Genomic DNA, 13173 nt, shown 5'->3' with positions numbered 1-13173 from the left:
CGAGCGCGAGGCGATCCTCACCCTCCACAAGACGGCCTCTCAGGTCGGGTGGTGGGAACAAGCCGAATACGAGGAGGTCCTGCCGAGCGGCCTAGGGGTCTTCGTCGGGCTGGAGTTCGACGCACGCTCGATCCAGGAATGGGAGCTGGGATTCATCCCGGGCCTGCTGCAAACTCCGGAGTACGCCCGTGCCGTGCTCGCCTCGGTGCCCCGACGGGACCCCGTGGAAGTTGATCGGCTCGTCAGGGTCCGGATGATGCGTCAGAAGCGGCTCGCGCAGGAAAAGGATCCGCTTGAGCTGTGGGCTGTGATCGACGAGGCGGTCCTGCGCCGGCCGATCGGTGGCCGGGAGGTGATGCGGGCCCAGCTCGAAGCCTTGGCGGAAGCAGCGAGTCGGCCGAATATCACTGTGCAGGTGTATCCCTCCACCAGCAAGGACGTCCACCCCGGCCTCCGGGGTGCGTTCAGCCTGCTCGAATTCGGGCCTGCCGACCCGCGCATCGGCTACGTGGACAGCCACGCCGGGAACGCCTTCCTGGAGAAGGACCGCCAGGTACGCACGCTCGTGGACATCTTCGACCGCCTGCGGGCGGGTGCACTCGATCCTGAGGAGTCCGCGGCGCTCCTGAACGACCTCGCCGCAGAGGAGAACTGATCATGACCCGCTGCATCCCGCCCCAGGACACCTCTCAGAACCTCACCTGGTGGAAAGCGTCATCCAGCTCGGAGAATGGGGCATGCGTCGAAGTGGCACATATGCCCGCCGACTCCGGCTGCATGGCCGTACGGGATTCCAAGGTCACGGAGGGGCCGCACCTCGTCCTCAGCCGAGCGGCCTTCACCACGCTCGTCAACGGGGTGTCCGCCGGGACGATCTGAATCATCGAACACGACGAAGGGGGCCGTCCTCAGACGGCCCCCTTCGTCGTGTGCACTGCCGTGCAGTCGCCCTCCCTACGCGAGCGCGGGCTCTCGGACAGTTGTGCGGTCTCGTGCACCCTGCTGTGCAGGCAGTGCAATCACCTGGTGGCGGGCAAGCTCCGCACGGAAGTCTGAGAGCCAACGGCGGGCGGTACTCGCGTCTCGCTCATCGCCGGCCAACTCCTGGTCTGTGGGCTCGCGCCCCTCGGTGTGCACCGTGTGCAGGTACAGCTCCCAGCCCCGCACCTTGGCTTGACTCGTCCAACGCGGGGCGGTTGGCTCCTCCGGGCTCGTGAGGGCCTCCAGCAACTCGTCCCGGGCTACCTGGAGTGCTACGTAGGCCGTGTTGCGCTGTCCCTCGGCCTCCTTCGCTTGGGCAAGTGCGGCGGCGGCCCGCTCGTTTGCCCGACGAGCCTCGTCCTCGGCCTGCTCCTTCTCGCTGGCCAGGTCCTCAACCTCGGTGATCTTCTCCTGTCGCTGCTCAGCAAGCCGCCTGATCTGCCCCTCGATCGCGGTGTACTGCTCGGCAAGTTCGTTCACCCGGCGCTGAGCGCGCTCCACATTGCTGTCCGCACTGCTTTGCACCTCCTCCGCTCGCCTCGCCTTCAGGCGGGCCTCGTCGACTCTGCGCTGTTGCCCGTTGACTTCGTCGCGCAGTTCGTCGGCGCGTGTCTGGAGAGCGCTCACCTCATCACGAAGTCCCCGTTCGCGGGACTCGCTGGCCTTCACGTTCGTCTTGAGCTGTCCCGCACGGGTCCTGAGCTGCTCGATCTCGCCCGCGAGCCGGTCACGTTCGGCCTCAACACGCTGGTAGACCTCCTCGGCCTCGGCCCTCTTCTCCGCCGCCTCCTGCGCCCCGCGCCGAGCATCCGCCGATGCCTCTCGGGCTTGTTCCAAGGTCGTCTTGGCCTGCGCAACTTCGTCGGCGGCCTGGCGGCGGATCTCCTCGGCCACCCGCTCGGCTTCGGCCTGCTCGGCGAGAGCCTTGTCCCTTGCCTGTTCTGCCTGCTCTCGCTCCTTCTTCGCCTGAGCCGCGCGAGCGCCCTCCTCCAGAGCTGCGACGCTGGGAACGATCGAAAGGTCTTCGAGCATGGCCACCATGCCCATGGGATCGGCCTTGTCCATACGTGCCAGGTCAGCGACCCGGCCCCGCGCAGTGAGGTGCCGAGCGAGCATCAGCTGAGCCGGGGTATCACCGGCGATGCCCGCGACATCGATAGCCAACTCGGCTTTCCCCCGAAGCACCTCAGCGGCGGTGGCGGCCTTCTTCAGCTTGCTCTCGTGGTCCCTCTGGGCCTTGCGACCGCCGGCTACTTCCGGAGCCTCGCGCAGGGCGTCCGCTCGGTCCAGAGCCATCCCAAGTTCGTGGATCTTGCGTGCGGCTCGACGGATACGGGCGTCTTGATGGATCACCCCGTCCCTGCTCGTCGCGTCGAGGCCCAGCTGAGCAAACACCTGTGCCCAAACGTGCACGTAGCCGAGCTGCAAGAGCCGGACCATGCCCGGGGTGACGTCCTCTTCGTCCTCATCAGAGTTGGCGGACATTTGCTTGTCCAACTCGTGCTCGATGAGCTTCGCCGAGACGGGCGGCACGAGAGCGAAGGCCACCATCGACACCCAGTTGCCGGGTGCGTGGGCCGCGTTCATCGCGGCGCTGGCCGTGACCAGGCCCCATGCCATTCGCCGCGTACGCCTCATCGGCCGTGTCCAGCGGCTTTCCACCAGCGCGGATCGATACAGGGACACGAAGCACGTGGCTTCAGCGAGGTCCCAAATTGCCATGAAGGGGACCGCGAAGACGACGGGGAGTTCCATCGATTCAGTCGCGAACCCATACAGGCCGTAGAGCGACACGAGCATGCCGCAAGCGCCCAGAATGGCGAGGGGCCCGGCTGCCGCCACGGTCGCGCGCACAGCCTCCCCCCGGCCGTTCTGGGAGGCGCTGATGGGCGCATGGGGCCCGCCCCGTCCCCGCCGCCGAATCACGGTATAGAGGGCCAGGAGAGCAAAGGTGGCAGCAACCAGAACGGCAGACATCGCCCATGAGGGGGCCTGGCCGATCTGGTGCGTGAGCTGCGACAGCTCGGGGATTTCAGGGAGCGTCATCCGACCTCACCCGCCTGAGCCATGGTTCCTCGCCGGGCCGTGCAGCCCGTACCCTGGTGATGCATCGGGGAGTCCTCTCCTCGGCCATCGGCTCCGGGCCTGCCCGCCAAAGCGAACCCGGAGCCCTTTTGTGTTTTTGCATGCATAAGTACATAAGGGTGCACCATCAAAAGCGCGTGCACTTTCACTGCCATAACCGTGTGCACAAGGCGCCATCGTAGCCACACAGCCCTGCACTACAAGGTGCACAGGGGGTGCGCGGCCTGCACGACATACTGCACAGGGCCAGTTTCACACTTACACAATATTGCACTTGTACATGCATAAGTGCAATAGGAATCTCCCGTCACTTCGATCAGTTCGCACCCTGCTGCACACCGCTGCACAAGCTGTTGCACAGCGGTGCACGGCTCTACTTGCGGGGTCGCCCCATCTTGCCTGCGGGTTGCACAGCTTCGCCGAGCAGCTGCACGATCTCGCCCGGGGTCATCTGCTGCTCAAGCCGGGTGAGGGCGAGCCGCAGAACCGCAGTGGCAGGAATCCTCTCCTGCCGGGCGGCTCCGGCTTCGGTGACTCGCCACAGAAACGTCTCGTGCTCGGGGTTCGGGTAGAACGGCATCGACTTGGGCCGCTGCTGCTTCTTGTCGGCCGCGGCTTCGGTCTCAGGCGTGCTAGGAGAGGGCGGTGGGGCCGGCTCCTCCTTGACCGAGAGGCCTTCGGGCTTCTCCTCTCGCTGCCGACGCTCTTGCTCTCGCTTCAGCCGCTCCTGCTCACGTCGCGCTAGTTCCTCACGGCGGACGGTCTCGCTGGCCTCACTCGCAGACTTGCGAGGGTTCCGTGATTCGCCGGCGTTGCGGCGTCCCCCGTCCCCACGGCGGCGGGCAGCGGCTTCGTTTTCCAGGTCATCCAAGCTATTCGCCATACTGGATCACCGCATCCACCAGGCCGTCCATGGAGCCCACGAATCGCTCGGCCCGCTTCGGCACCGGTTCGGAAGACACTGCGACGTTGATCCGTCGACTCCTGAGCCATGTCTCATCGTGAACAACGGGGCCTGTGGGGAATCCGCCGTGACTGCTCGTGATGGTTCGCAACTGCTTGCGCGCCCAAGACGGCGGCGCTGAAACCTTGTTGGGGGTGATGAGCAACGGGTGATTAGTCAGCTCGTCCACCATTCCCTCAAGGGCGTTGAGGGACTCCTTCGTCAGCACCGCCGGCACAACGATGACGTTGGCCGAGTTCACGGCCCCGTATGTGGCCTCACAGCCACCGGGGTGTGTGTCGACGACTACCGGACGCTGCCACTCGCGCGCCCACTTGAGCAAGGCGTCCGTGACGGCTTCCCTCTCCGGCTGCTCATCCACCAAGCCGGGATAGGACGGCACGAGGTCAGCCATCCGGCGCCCTTTGACAGGCCTGGGGACCGTCCCGTTCTTGAAGGCATCTTGCAAGGGGTACCGGACGAACTTCTCGTACCGGTAGCCCATGGACCGAGAGCTACAACCCCGGTCCCAATCGAGATCCACCAGGACAGCACCAAGCAGATACGCAATCTCCCGGGCGAAGGTGGACTTACCGTCGCCCCCCTTCCACGCAGCGGCTGCGACGACGGGCGGCTGTCCGCCGGTACCCTCCGCCCACTCCACAAGACTTTTAGGCATGCACGACATTATGCGGGCATAAGTGCTCGCCCCTCTTGCACTATCAGTCCACTCATAGCGTATCTTGCACTTGTGCATGTATAAATGCACAAGTGCAATTGCTGTTGACCTGCACAAACTCAAAGAGGGGCCGGGCTGGCACCCGACCCCTCATGGTTTCGGTCCACGTCGGCTGGTGTGCGTCTCGCCGTCGGGGCCTCGATCCCTGTGGAGGATCTGACATGACTGTACGTGAGGACGCATTCACGCCTATCCAGTTGCTGGCTAGCGCTGCTGCGGCGGCCGCGGTTCGGGAGGTCATGACCGTGCCTGCGGAGAGGGTGGCCGAGCTGGTAGCGGAGACCTTGACGGGCGATCCGCTGGTTCAGCTGGCGGCGGCGGTGCTCGGAGATCGGTACGTCGACCGGTACCAGGCGGCTGCCGTTCTGGGAATGACGCTCCCAGCCTCCGCGTAGCGTCGCTCCGCGGCTGATTGGTACGACAAAGGGCGGGGCCCGGACTTCGGTCCGGGCCTCCGCCCGTCGTTGGTGTCAGCGTGCGGCAGGAGGGGGAGCGGTGCTGTTCCTGAGCTGAGCCAGGCGTCGGACTGCCTTGTCGTACGCCCGTCCCTGGGGACCGGGGATGTTGCCGCGCATCCGGACGATGGTCTCGCCGGTGGTGATGGCCTGGTCCACGTCTCCGATCATGAGCCATAGGGCGTGTGCTCGTCCGGCGGCCTCGTCCGCGGCTGCCGCTTGGTTCTGCAGAGCCCACCGCTCGGCGACGTCCCGATACAGGCTGCACGCTGCGGGGAGGTCGCCGCTCTGAGCCGTGAGGTGGGCCAGGACTTCGCGCGCTTGGAGAGCGGCTTGATGGCTCGGGCCGTGCTGGCGGGCGGCTGCCTCATCGAGGGCGGCCGCCATCCGCAGAGCCTCGTCGAGACGTCCGGCCTGTTCCAGGGCTCGCACGCGCAGATAGCTCGGAATCTGCGGCTGCATGGAGATCCGGGGGTCCTGCGGGGCGGCTGGGCCGGGCAGGAGGGTGGGCTGCGTGATCACAGACGGGGCTGGCTGACGGGCCGGAGCCTCCTCGGCGGGCCGCTCGTGCTGCTCGGCGACGTGGGCCGCACGGCGTGCTGTGCGCACCCGGACGGTGGAGTCGTCGTCTTCCGGTGCCGTACGGGAGCCGCGTACTCGGACAGTCCGGTCGTCCTCGGGTTCCGTGACGGTGGGGACGACGAACGGCGTCGCGGGGGGCTGGGGGAGCGGTACGGCGGGCTGCGCAGGATCTGCCGTCGGGGCCGCCGCCGTCTCGGGGGCCGGGGCGGCGCTCTTCTCCGCCCGGCGGCGTGACCAGGGGGCGACAGTGACTCGTTCCCCGTTCCTCCGGAGCCTGCGGGCCTTGGCCTTCTTGGCGGGAACGGCGGGGCCTGCCTCGTGGACGGTGCCGTCGGGGTCGATCAGCAGCGGCCACGTGGTGCCGTCGTCGTCGACCGCGTCGGCCAGGACCGCGCGGGGCGGTGCGAGACGTGCCGCGATCGCCGCGACGGCCGTCACGGCCTCGCCCCGGCCAGCGTACGGCTGGGCTGGGGCTGCCGGTCCGGTGACGGTCACGGTGCCGTCGGCCTGGGCGGTGAGCTGGTAACGGGGCCAGGCGGGCACCGGCGGGGTGGTCATCGCGTCCTCCTCACTGGAAGGTGACGGCGTTCAGCCGCCAGGGGTTCGACGTCGTGGTGCGGGTGAGTTCCGCGAACGCCACGTGGACCTCCTCCGGGCCCTTCCACCCGTCGCGGCCGGTGGGGGTAAGCGCGATGGTCCACTGCCGGTAGGCCGTGGTCTGGGTGTCGTTGGGGCGGCCTGCCTCCTCGGTGAGGGTGAGGCGGGGCTTGGTGTAGGCCTTGTGCGCGGCCCAAGTCGTCCAGTCGGTTCCGGGCTGAGAGCGGGAAACGGCGGCGCGCAGCTGCTCGGCGTAGGCCGTGGTGCACCACCCGGCTTCCGCCGTACGGCGGCCCGCGTCGTTGCGGCTGGTGTCGAGGGTCGTGTCATAGGTCGTCAGCGCGGTCAGGGCCGCTTTGCTGACGGCGCTCGCGTCGTTGCCGTCGACGTCGCCGGGGTAGGGGATACCGCCCTTGGGCTGGCCGGTCGCGCCGGTGGGCAGCGGGGCGGCCTCGGTGGCGTCGCGGGGGAGCGGGTGGGGGCCGGTGCCGCTGGGGGTGGGTTCCTTGGGAGGGGCGGCGTCGCTGTCGCCGCTGTCGCCGCTGAACGCGCCGCACCCGGTGGCCAGTACGCCCGCGAGGGCTGCGGCCGCGGCGGCGCGCACGGCGCGGCGCCTGGTGGTCGTGGTGGTCACCCGATCCTCCGGATCGTCATGGGGCGGCTCTTGTAGTACGGCTCGTCAAGACTGCTGATCTTGACCTTGTCTCCAGTGCGCGGAGCGTGCACGAACTGACCGTGGCCGATGGCAACACCGATGTGGTCGAAGCCTCCGCCGTTCAGGCTGAACGCCACCAGATCGCCCGGCTGGACGTCGTCACGGGAGACAGCCTTGCCCTCTTTTGCCTGGTACTGGCTGGTGCGGGGGAGGGTGATCTTCCCGCCCGATCCGTGGTAGACCGCGTACTGAACGAGCGAGGAGCAGTCGAACCCGACGGTGCCGGCGCCCTGGGCGATGCCCCGGGTGGGACCGCTGAGACCTCCACCGCCCCACGAGTAGGGGGTGCCCATCCAGCGCTTGGCCTGGGCGGCGATGCGCTGGCCGAGTGGCCCGCCGGTCTCGCCCTCCTCGATCCGGCTGTACTGCGCGACGCGCTCCATGATGCGCTCCACGTACGTCTGCGTCTCGATGTACGGCGGGATGCCCTTGTACTGCTCCACCGCGCCGGGGCCCGCGTTGTACGCCGCGAGCATCAGCCGCGTGGGGTCGCCGTCGAGGTTGTAGCTGCGCACCTTCTTCATCAGCCAGCAGTCGTAGCGGGCCTGGGTCATGATCGCGTCGGCGGGGGTGAAGGGGTTGGCGGTGCCGTCGTTGTCGGCGTCCACGCCCCAGCTGGCCCAGGTGCCGGGCATGAACTGGCTCAGTCCCTGGGCGCCCACGGGGCTCTTGGCGTTGGGGTTCCAGTTGGATTCCGCGGAGATCTGCGCGGCGATCAGGGGTGCGCTCACCCCGTCGCAGGTCTTGCCCGCTCGAATGATCCAGTCCACGTACTCGGGCGGGACGTTGTCCGCGTTGAGCGCGGCAGAACTCCCGGCGAGCTTGCTGTCGTCGGGGTTCTCAATGGCTCCGCCGAGCATGCTGAGCCCGACCACGAGCATGCCCAGGGCGCCCGCGACGCCGACGGCGAGCGGCCCGCCTGCCTTGCCGGTCATCGGGCGGTCCCCCTCATGTGGCGGGTGTGTCCGGTCCGGCGGCCGTCGGTGGTGAGCCCTCTATAAGGTCGGTGATCGCCTGCGTGCGGAAGCGCCACGGCGCCCGCGGGCTCGTGCTCGTTTTGAACGCCCCGGGCAGCAGTCCTTTGGCGGCCATCTGGGCGATGGTGGCCTGGTCGTACCGGAGCAGATCGCCGACCTCGCCGGCCGTGAGGACCTCGGGGAACTGGTCGAGCAAGGGGGGCAGTTCCTCGTCGCAGGACCGTCCCTCCATCACTGCGGCGATGCGACGCCGGTCGAACCGCCAGGCGGCTCGCCGGGAGGTCCCGACGCGAAACGCCCTGAGCGTGCCTCGCTCGGCTTGCCGCGCGACATGTACCGGGCTGACCCGCAGGATCTCGGCGACCTCCGCCGTTGTCAGCACAACCGCATAGGTTGCCAAGGGCTCTTCGCGTTCCGTCATGTCCGCGCATCCTAGTCACACGTCTACCCCCGTGACACTTCATACCGAAAGAGCATCAACTTCTCGATAGATGCGATCTGTTGTGGCCACGTAACATCTTGCAACGACAGATAGCACTAGGTCTAGAATGTTCGCACATCGCGAAGAGGTTAGGGGGCGTGCAGTGGCGAGTGATTCGCCGAATCCGTGGCTGACTCAACCGAGTTCAGATGTACGAGACGTGACTACCGCACACCCGGTTGCACAGGCAAATGAATTGGGGCGTCCGCTCGGCCCTCAGCCCGGGGCTGTCCCGCCGCCGCAGTACGGCTTGCCCGTTGCTCCTGCATCGGTGGCCCCGCAGGGCGGTTGGGCCTGGCTCGGCTGTCACGGCGGAGCCGGCGTCACCAGCCTTCAGCACGCTCTCCCCGGCGGCTACGACGCCGGACGCATGTGGCCCGCGCCGGTCGGCTACCTTCGCCACCCGGTCGTCCTCGTGTGCCGTTCCAACGTCATGGGGCTGACCGCCGCTCAGCTCGCCGCCCGGCAGTGGGCGTCCGGCCAGGTGCAGGGGATCGACCTGCTCGGCCTGGTCGTCGTCGCCGACGCACCGGGCAAGCTGCCCCGCCAGCTCAAGGACCTGTTCCATCTCGTCAGCGGCGGCCTTCCGCGCACCTGGACGGTGCCGTGGATGGACGCCTGGCGGCTGGGGGAGACCCCGGCCGCCAACCAGTCCCGCCAACTCGCCGCCCTCCAGCGCGACCTGGCACGTCACCTCAGCCCCACGGGGAGAACCCAATGAGTGCCCTGATCTCCGCGACGGTCGAATTCCTCGCCGCCGACCCCTCGCCTCTGCCCGACCCCGTTCCCGAGACGATCCCGGGCTCGGAGGGTCTGGTGAAGGTTATGAACTGGATCGCCTGGGGCGTCGCCAGTTTGTGCATCGTCGGACTGATGATCGTCGCCGGGAAGCTGGCGATGGCCTACCGCCAGGGCGAGGGGTACGAAGCGATGTCGGGCCTGGGCAAGGTGATGGTGGCGTGCCTCATCGTCGGCTCGGCCTCCAGCATCGTCGGCCTCCTCACCTGACCTCGACCACGTAGGGGACTGTCATGTCTGCACCGATCGACGGCCGTGGGCCTGCCGGGCCCGGCGCCGATCACCCGTTCCGACAGCGCTGGTTCGTCATCTCCGGCCTGTTCCTCGTCGTCGTGATCCTGCTCGGGGTCCTGGTCGTCGTCAGCACCGGCGACGACGGCGGCAGCGAGGCCTCCGGTCCGGCTCCGGCGTCCTCGCCCGCCGGTACCTCATCCGCGCCGGCCGCCGAAGGTGACTGCCCCGAGCCGGCGGACAAGGAAACCGCGGTGCCCACAGCCGCCCCGCAGAACACCACCTGGAGCCTGTTCCGCACGGTCGCCCTGCCCGTCTCCAAGACGGCCGGGCCGGCCGCCGCGGACGGCGACATGACCGTCTGTTTCGCGCACACCCCCACCGGCGCCCTGATGGCCGCCGCGCAGATCAGCATCCGCTCGATGCTCGCAAGCAACTGGGTGGAGGTGTGGGAACAGCAGACCTACGGCGACGCCAAGGACGAACAGCTCGACGCGCTGCGCGAACAGCTCGGCTCCTCGCCGCTGCCGGACCCCGCCCCCGGTGAGCTCGGACAGTTCGCCGGCTTCCGGTTCGTCACCTACAGCGGTGACACGGCCGTGATCGAGCTGCTCACCCGGTTCTCCGACGGCGCGCTGAGGGTGAACACGGCCGTGATGCGCTGGCATGACGGCGACTGGCAGTACGAGGTGTCCAGCACAGCCCAGCAGCGAACAGTCTCCTCCGCGGAGGGCTTCATCGACTGGGGCGGTGTCTGATGGGCGTCTGCGACAGCATGATTGGCAAGGTCCCGGCCATCTGGGCGGCCTGCAAGGCCAAGGACTCCGTCGGCGAGGAGGTCACCGAAGCCGCCAACGATGCCTGGAGCGACATCGTCCACTCGTTCGCGAGCGCTGCCGCCGACCTGATCGAGACCCTCGCAACGAGCTGGCTCGGCCTGGACTCGCCCCAGCTCAGTTCTGACGGCGGGCCGGTCGGGTTCATCTTCGCCCACACCCAGTGGCTGACCCTGTGGGTGTCGGCCCTCACCCTGCTCATCGCCGCCGGGCACATGGCCTGGACCCAACGGTCAGAACCGATCAAGGAAGCGGCCGTGGCGATGCTGCGGGTGATCCTCACCGGCGGGGCCGCCGTCGCGGTCGTCAACGTTCTCCTGACGGCCGGAGACGAGTTCTCGGTGTGGATCGTCAACGCCTCGACGCAGTGCGGCGGAGGTACCGAAGCCACCAAAGCCTGCAACGAAGCCTTCATGAACAAGCTGGTCACCGGCAGCATCCTGGTCCCCCAGAAGGGCCAGATCCTCGGCCTGGTGCTGGTCTTCGCACTGCTGCTGATCGTCGGCTCCATCGCGCAGATCGGGTTCATGCTGGCCCGTAACGCGATGCTGATCGTGCTGGTCTCCACGCTGCCGCTGGCGGCGGCCGCCTCCGGAACCCCCACCGGTCGAGCCTGGTTCAAGAAGTCGACCGGGTGGCTGGTGGCGTTCGTGCTGTACAAGCCCGTCGCGGCGATCGTCTACGCGGCGGGCTTCGCGAGCCTGACCCAGGGCGGCGACTCGGCCGAGGACACCAACCTGATGGTGCAGATCTCCGGCGTGGTCCTGCTGATCCTCGCCGCGCTGACCCTGCCCGCGCTGATGCGGATCGCTACCCCGTTGGTCGACGCGGTCGCCCAGGGCGGGCAGGGCTCGGGATCGGGCGTGATCAGCGGGGTGGGTGCGATCGCTTCCGGCGCCGTGGCCATCAAGACCGGCGGCGCCTCGGCCGCAGCCACTGGCGCGGGCCGGGGCGCCTCGGGCGCGACCGGCTCGAAGATGGCCGGCGGCGCCCGGGGAGCCGCACCGGGCTCCAAAGCACCGGGCGGCAGCCCTCAGCCGCCGAGCACTCAGCCCACCGGCGCCCCCTCTCCCCAACAGGCCGACGGTGCCCCGCCCGCGCAGGCCCCCCACGGGGCCCGCAGCCAAAGCACCGGCGGCCAGGCCCCGCAGCCCGCGAGCGTGCCCAGCGGGGCCAGCACCCGCGAGGGCGGCGGCCAACCCCAGCTGATCGCCCCACGCGGCAACACCGAGACAAGCGAGGAAGGCCCCCGTGGCAGCGGCTGACGCTCACAAGGAACCCACCTACGGCAACTGGCGCTCGCCGCAGCGCGGCGGACTGGGACGGCTGTCCCTCGGCGGCACGGTCATGCTCGTCGGCGGCCTCCTGGTGGTCGTCGCCATGACGCTGGTGGATTTCCTGCTGGCTGTAATCACCGCGTTGCTCCTGGCCCTCGTCCTCGCCCCTCTGACCCTCCGCGACCGGCACGGAAGGACCGTCTTGACTCGCTTGCACACCCGATGGGCCTGGCGGCGGACCGTCAAAACCGGCGCCCACCTCTACCAGTCGGGCCCCCTGGGACGCACCGGACACGGCACATGCACGCTGCCAGGCCTGGCCGCCGCATCCACCATGACCGAAGCCCAGGACGCCTACGGTCGCCCGTTCGCCCTGCTCAGCTACCCCACGACCGGTCACCACGTCGTCGTCCTCGACTGCCAGGCCGACGGTGCCTCGCTCGTCGACCAAGAACAGGTAGACCAGTGGGTGGCGCACTGGGGGAGCTGGCTGAGCCGGCTCGCCCACGAACCGGGCCTGGTCGGGGCGAGCGTGACCGTGGAGACGGCACCCGACCCCGGGATCCGGCTCTCCCACGAGGTCACCAGCAACCTCGCCGAGGACGCGCCGCCCCTGGCCCGGCAGATGCTCAGCGAGGTCCTCAAGGAGTACCCGTCGGGCTCCGCGCAGATCACCACGCGTGTGGCGCTGACCTACTCCGGGGCCGCCCGCGGGGGACAGGACCGCAAGGACGCCGCCGCCATGGCGGTCCTGCTCGGCAACCGGCTGCCGTACCTGAGCGACTCCCTGGCCTCCACCGGGGCGGGAACCTCCACCCCGATGACGGCGGAGGAACTCGCCGAAGCCGTCCGCATCGCCTACGACCCCGCCGTTGCCACCCTCGTGGAAGAAGCGCGGGCGAGCGGCGGGACCGGTCTGGAGTGGAGCGACGTCGGCCCCTCCGGTGCGCAAGAGGCCTGGGACCACTACCGCCACGACACCGGTGTCTCGGTGACGTGGCAGATGACCGAAGCACCGCGCGGTGAGGTCTTCGCGAGCGTCCTCAGCGGGCTGCTGGCCCCCAGCGAGGACATCGCCCGCAAACGCGTCACCCTCTACTACCGTCCCCACGACCCGGCGCAGGCGGCACGGATCGTCGAACAGGACAAACTCGATGCCCGCTTCCGCTCCAACCAGTCGCGGACCGCGCAGGCCCGCGCCTCCGTCGCTCTGCGCGCGGCGGAACAGGCCGCGCGAGAAGAGGCACTCGGGGCCGGTGTCACCCGGTTCTCCCTCGCCGTGACGGCCACCGTCGCCGACCACAAGGATCTGCCCCGCGCGCGAGCCGCCGTCGACGATCTGGCCCCCCGGGCCCGGATCCGGCTGCGGATCGTCACCGGCGCGCAGGCCTCCGCGTTCGCCTCCGTCCTGCCCATCGGCCTGGTGCTGCCGGCTCACCTGCTGGTGCCCGCCGCCATCCGCGACAACCTCTGACC

General features: G+C 68.8%; 15 protein-coding genes. 8 read left to right on the top strand and 7 right to left on the bottom strand.

What is annotated here, in order from left to right:
* Together ACWCRJ_RS38145 and ACWCRJ_RS38140 are read left to right on the top strand one after the other, a co-directional pair.
* Positions 1 to 655: DUF5753 domain-containing protein (locus tag ACWCRJ_RS38145; protein ID WP_450943599.1), on the top strand; the 655-nt coding region annotated here is incomplete at its 5' end.
* A 2-nt stretch (positions 656 to 657) separates the two neighbouring features.
* The gene (locus ACWCRJ_RS38140; protein ID WP_450943598.1) at positions 658 to 879 is read left to right on the top strand and encodes a DUF397 domain-containing protein; all 222 of its coding nucleotides are present in this window, start codon (positions 658 to 660) and stop codon (positions 877 to 879) included.
* A 75-nt stretch (positions 880 to 954) separates the two neighbouring features.
* Here the strand turns inward: ACWCRJ_RS38140 and ACWCRJ_RS38135 are convergent, their stop codons facing one another.
* The 3 genes from ACWCRJ_RS38135 to ACWCRJ_RS38125 form a co-directional block, all read right to left on the bottom strand.
* Positions 955 to 3027 carry a hypothetical protein gene (locus ACWCRJ_RS38135; RefSeq protein ID WP_450943597.1) on the bottom strand — a complete coding sequence of 691 codons (2073 nt, stop codon included), beginning with the start codon at positions 3025 to 3027 and terminating at the stop codon, positions 955 to 957.
* A 412-nt stretch (positions 3028 to 3439) separates the two neighbouring features.
* On the bottom strand, positions 3440 to 3937 hold the full coding sequence (locus tag ACWCRJ_RS38130; RefSeq protein ID WP_450943596.1) for a hypothetical protein: 498 nt from the start codon (positions 3935 to 3937) through the stop codon (positions 3440 to 3442).
* A 1-nt stretch (position 3938) separates the two neighbouring features.
* A complete protein-coding gene (locus tag ACWCRJ_RS38125; protein WP_450943595.1) occupies positions 3939 to 4688 on the bottom strand; it encodes a ParA family protein in 750 nt (249 codons plus the stop codon).
* Between the two features lie 221 nt (positions 4689 to 4909).
* On the opposite strand from ACWCRJ_RS38125, the gene ACWCRJ_RS38120 reads away from it, so the two are divergent.
* Positions 4910 to 5143 carry a hypothetical protein gene (locus ACWCRJ_RS38120; protein WP_450943594.1) on the top strand — a complete coding sequence of 78 codons (234 nt, stop codon included), beginning with the start codon at positions 4910 to 4912 and terminating at the stop codon, positions 5141 to 5143.
* Between the two features lie 75 nt (positions 5144 to 5218).
* Here the strand turns inward: ACWCRJ_RS38120 and ACWCRJ_RS38115 are convergent, their stop codons facing one another.
* Genes ACWCRJ_RS38115 through ACWCRJ_RS38100 form a run of 4 tightly spaced genes read right to left on the bottom strand, consistent with a single transcriptional unit; the run spans position 5219 to position 8495 of the window.
* Complete coding sequence (locus ACWCRJ_RS38115; RefSeq protein WP_450943593.1) at positions 5219 to 6343, bottom strand: hypothetical protein; 1125 nt, start codon at positions 6341 to 6343, stop codon at positions 5219 to 5221.
* Between the two features lie 10 nt (positions 6344 to 6353).
* Entirely contained in the window at positions 6354 to 7016 is a 663-nt protein-coding gene (locus tag ACWCRJ_RS38110) for a hypothetical protein (protein WP_450943592.1), read from the bottom strand.
* Positions 7013 to 8032 (bottom strand): C40 family peptidase, encoded by a 1020-nt coding sequence (locus ACWCRJ_RS38105; RefSeq protein ID WP_450943591.1) that lies wholly within the window; start codon positions 8030 to 8032, stop codon positions 7013 to 7015. The genes ACWCRJ_RS38110 and ACWCRJ_RS38105 overlap by 4 nt, the downstream gene beginning before the upstream one ends.
* Before the next feature lie 13 nt (positions 8033 to 8045).
* Positions 8046 to 8495, bottom strand: coding sequence for a helix-turn-helix domain-containing protein (locus ACWCRJ_RS38100; protein ID WP_450943590.1), 450 nt, complete (start codon positions 8493 to 8495; stop codon positions 8046 to 8048).
* Between the two features lie 331 nt (positions 8496 to 8826).
* Here ACWCRJ_RS38100 and ACWCRJ_RS38095 point away from each other — a divergent pair, with 331 nt between their 5' ends.
* The 5 genes from ACWCRJ_RS38095 to ACWCRJ_RS38075 are packed head-to-tail and all read left to right on the top strand — an operon-like array spanning position 8827 to position 13171.
* A complete protein-coding gene (locus tag ACWCRJ_RS38095) occupies positions 8827 to 9276 on the top strand; it encodes a DUF6668 family protein (RefSeq protein WP_450943589.1) in 450 nt (149 codons plus the stop codon).
* Positions 9273 to 9563 (top strand): hypothetical protein, encoded by a 291-nt coding sequence (locus ACWCRJ_RS38090; protein WP_450943588.1) that lies wholly within the window; start codon positions 9273 to 9275, stop codon positions 9561 to 9563. The genes ACWCRJ_RS38095 and ACWCRJ_RS38090 overlap by 4 nt, the downstream gene beginning before the upstream one ends.
* Positions 9564 to 9586: 23 nt before the next feature.
* Positions 9587 to 10342, top strand: a complete 756-nt coding sequence (locus tag ACWCRJ_RS38085) for a hypothetical protein (protein ID WP_450943587.1) — start codon at positions 9587 to 9589, stop codon at positions 10340 to 10342.
* Between the two features lie 17 nt (positions 10343 to 10359).
* Entirely contained in the window at positions 10360 to 11685 is a 1326-nt protein-coding gene (locus tag ACWCRJ_RS38080; protein WP_450943586.1) for a hypothetical protein, read from the top strand.
* Positions 11672 to 13171, top strand: a complete 1500-nt coding sequence (locus ACWCRJ_RS38075) for an SCO6880 family protein (protein WP_450943585.1) — start codon at positions 11672 to 11674, stop codon at positions 13169 to 13171. The genes ACWCRJ_RS38080 and ACWCRJ_RS38075 overlap by 14 nt, the downstream gene beginning before the upstream one ends.
* Positions 13172 to 13173: the final 2 nt, after the last annotated feature.

This window comes from Streptomyces sp. NPDC002324 (genome assembly GCF_053593335.1).
Note: the sequence above shows the minus strand (reverse complement) of the source record. Positions and strands in the feature narration are given on the sequence as shown.

What these genes read in the sequence shown, in the direction of transcription:
- ACWCRJ_RS38140 (WP_450943598.1), top strand. Translation starts at nt 658, where the DNA reads ATGACCCGCTGCATCCCGCCCCAGGACACCTCTCAGAACCTCACCTGG.
- ACWCRJ_RS38135 (WP_450943597.1), bottom strand. Translation starts at nt 3,027, where the DNA reads ATGACGCTCCCTGAAATCCCCGAGCTGTCGCAGCTCACGCACCAGATC.
- ACWCRJ_RS38125 (WP_450943595.1), bottom strand. Translation starts at nt 4,688, where the DNA reads ATGCCTAAAAGTCTTGTGGAGTGGGCGGAGGGTACCGGCGGACAGCCG.
- ACWCRJ_RS38120 (WP_450943594.1), top strand. Translation starts at nt 4,910, where the DNA reads ATGACTGTACGTGAGGACGCATTCACGCCTATCCAGTTGCTGGCTAGC.
- ACWCRJ_RS38115 (WP_450943593.1), bottom strand. Translation starts at nt 6,343, where the DNA reads ATGACCACCCCGCCGGTGCCCGCCTGGCCCCGTTACCAGCTCACCGCC.
- ACWCRJ_RS38105 (WP_450943591.1), bottom strand. Translation starts at nt 8,032, where the DNA reads ATGACCGGCAAGGCAGGCGGGCCGCTCGCCGTCGGCGTCGCGGGCGCC.
- ACWCRJ_RS38100 (WP_450943590.1), bottom strand. Translation starts at nt 8,495, where the DNA reads ATGACGGAACGCGAAGAGCCCTTGGCAACCTATGCGGTTGTGCTGACA.
- ACWCRJ_RS38090 (WP_450943588.1), top strand. Translation starts at nt 9,273, where the DNA reads ATGAGTGCCCTGATCTCCGCGACGGTCGAATTCCTCGCCGCCGACCCC.
- ACWCRJ_RS38085 (WP_450943587.1), top strand. Translation starts at nt 9,587, where the DNA reads ATGTCTGCACCGATCGACGGCCGTGGGCCTGCCGGGCCCGGCGCCGAT.
- ACWCRJ_RS38080 (WP_450943586.1), top strand. Translation starts at nt 10,360, where the DNA reads ATGATTGGCAAGGTCCCGGCCATCTGGGCGGCCTGCAAGGCCAAGGAC.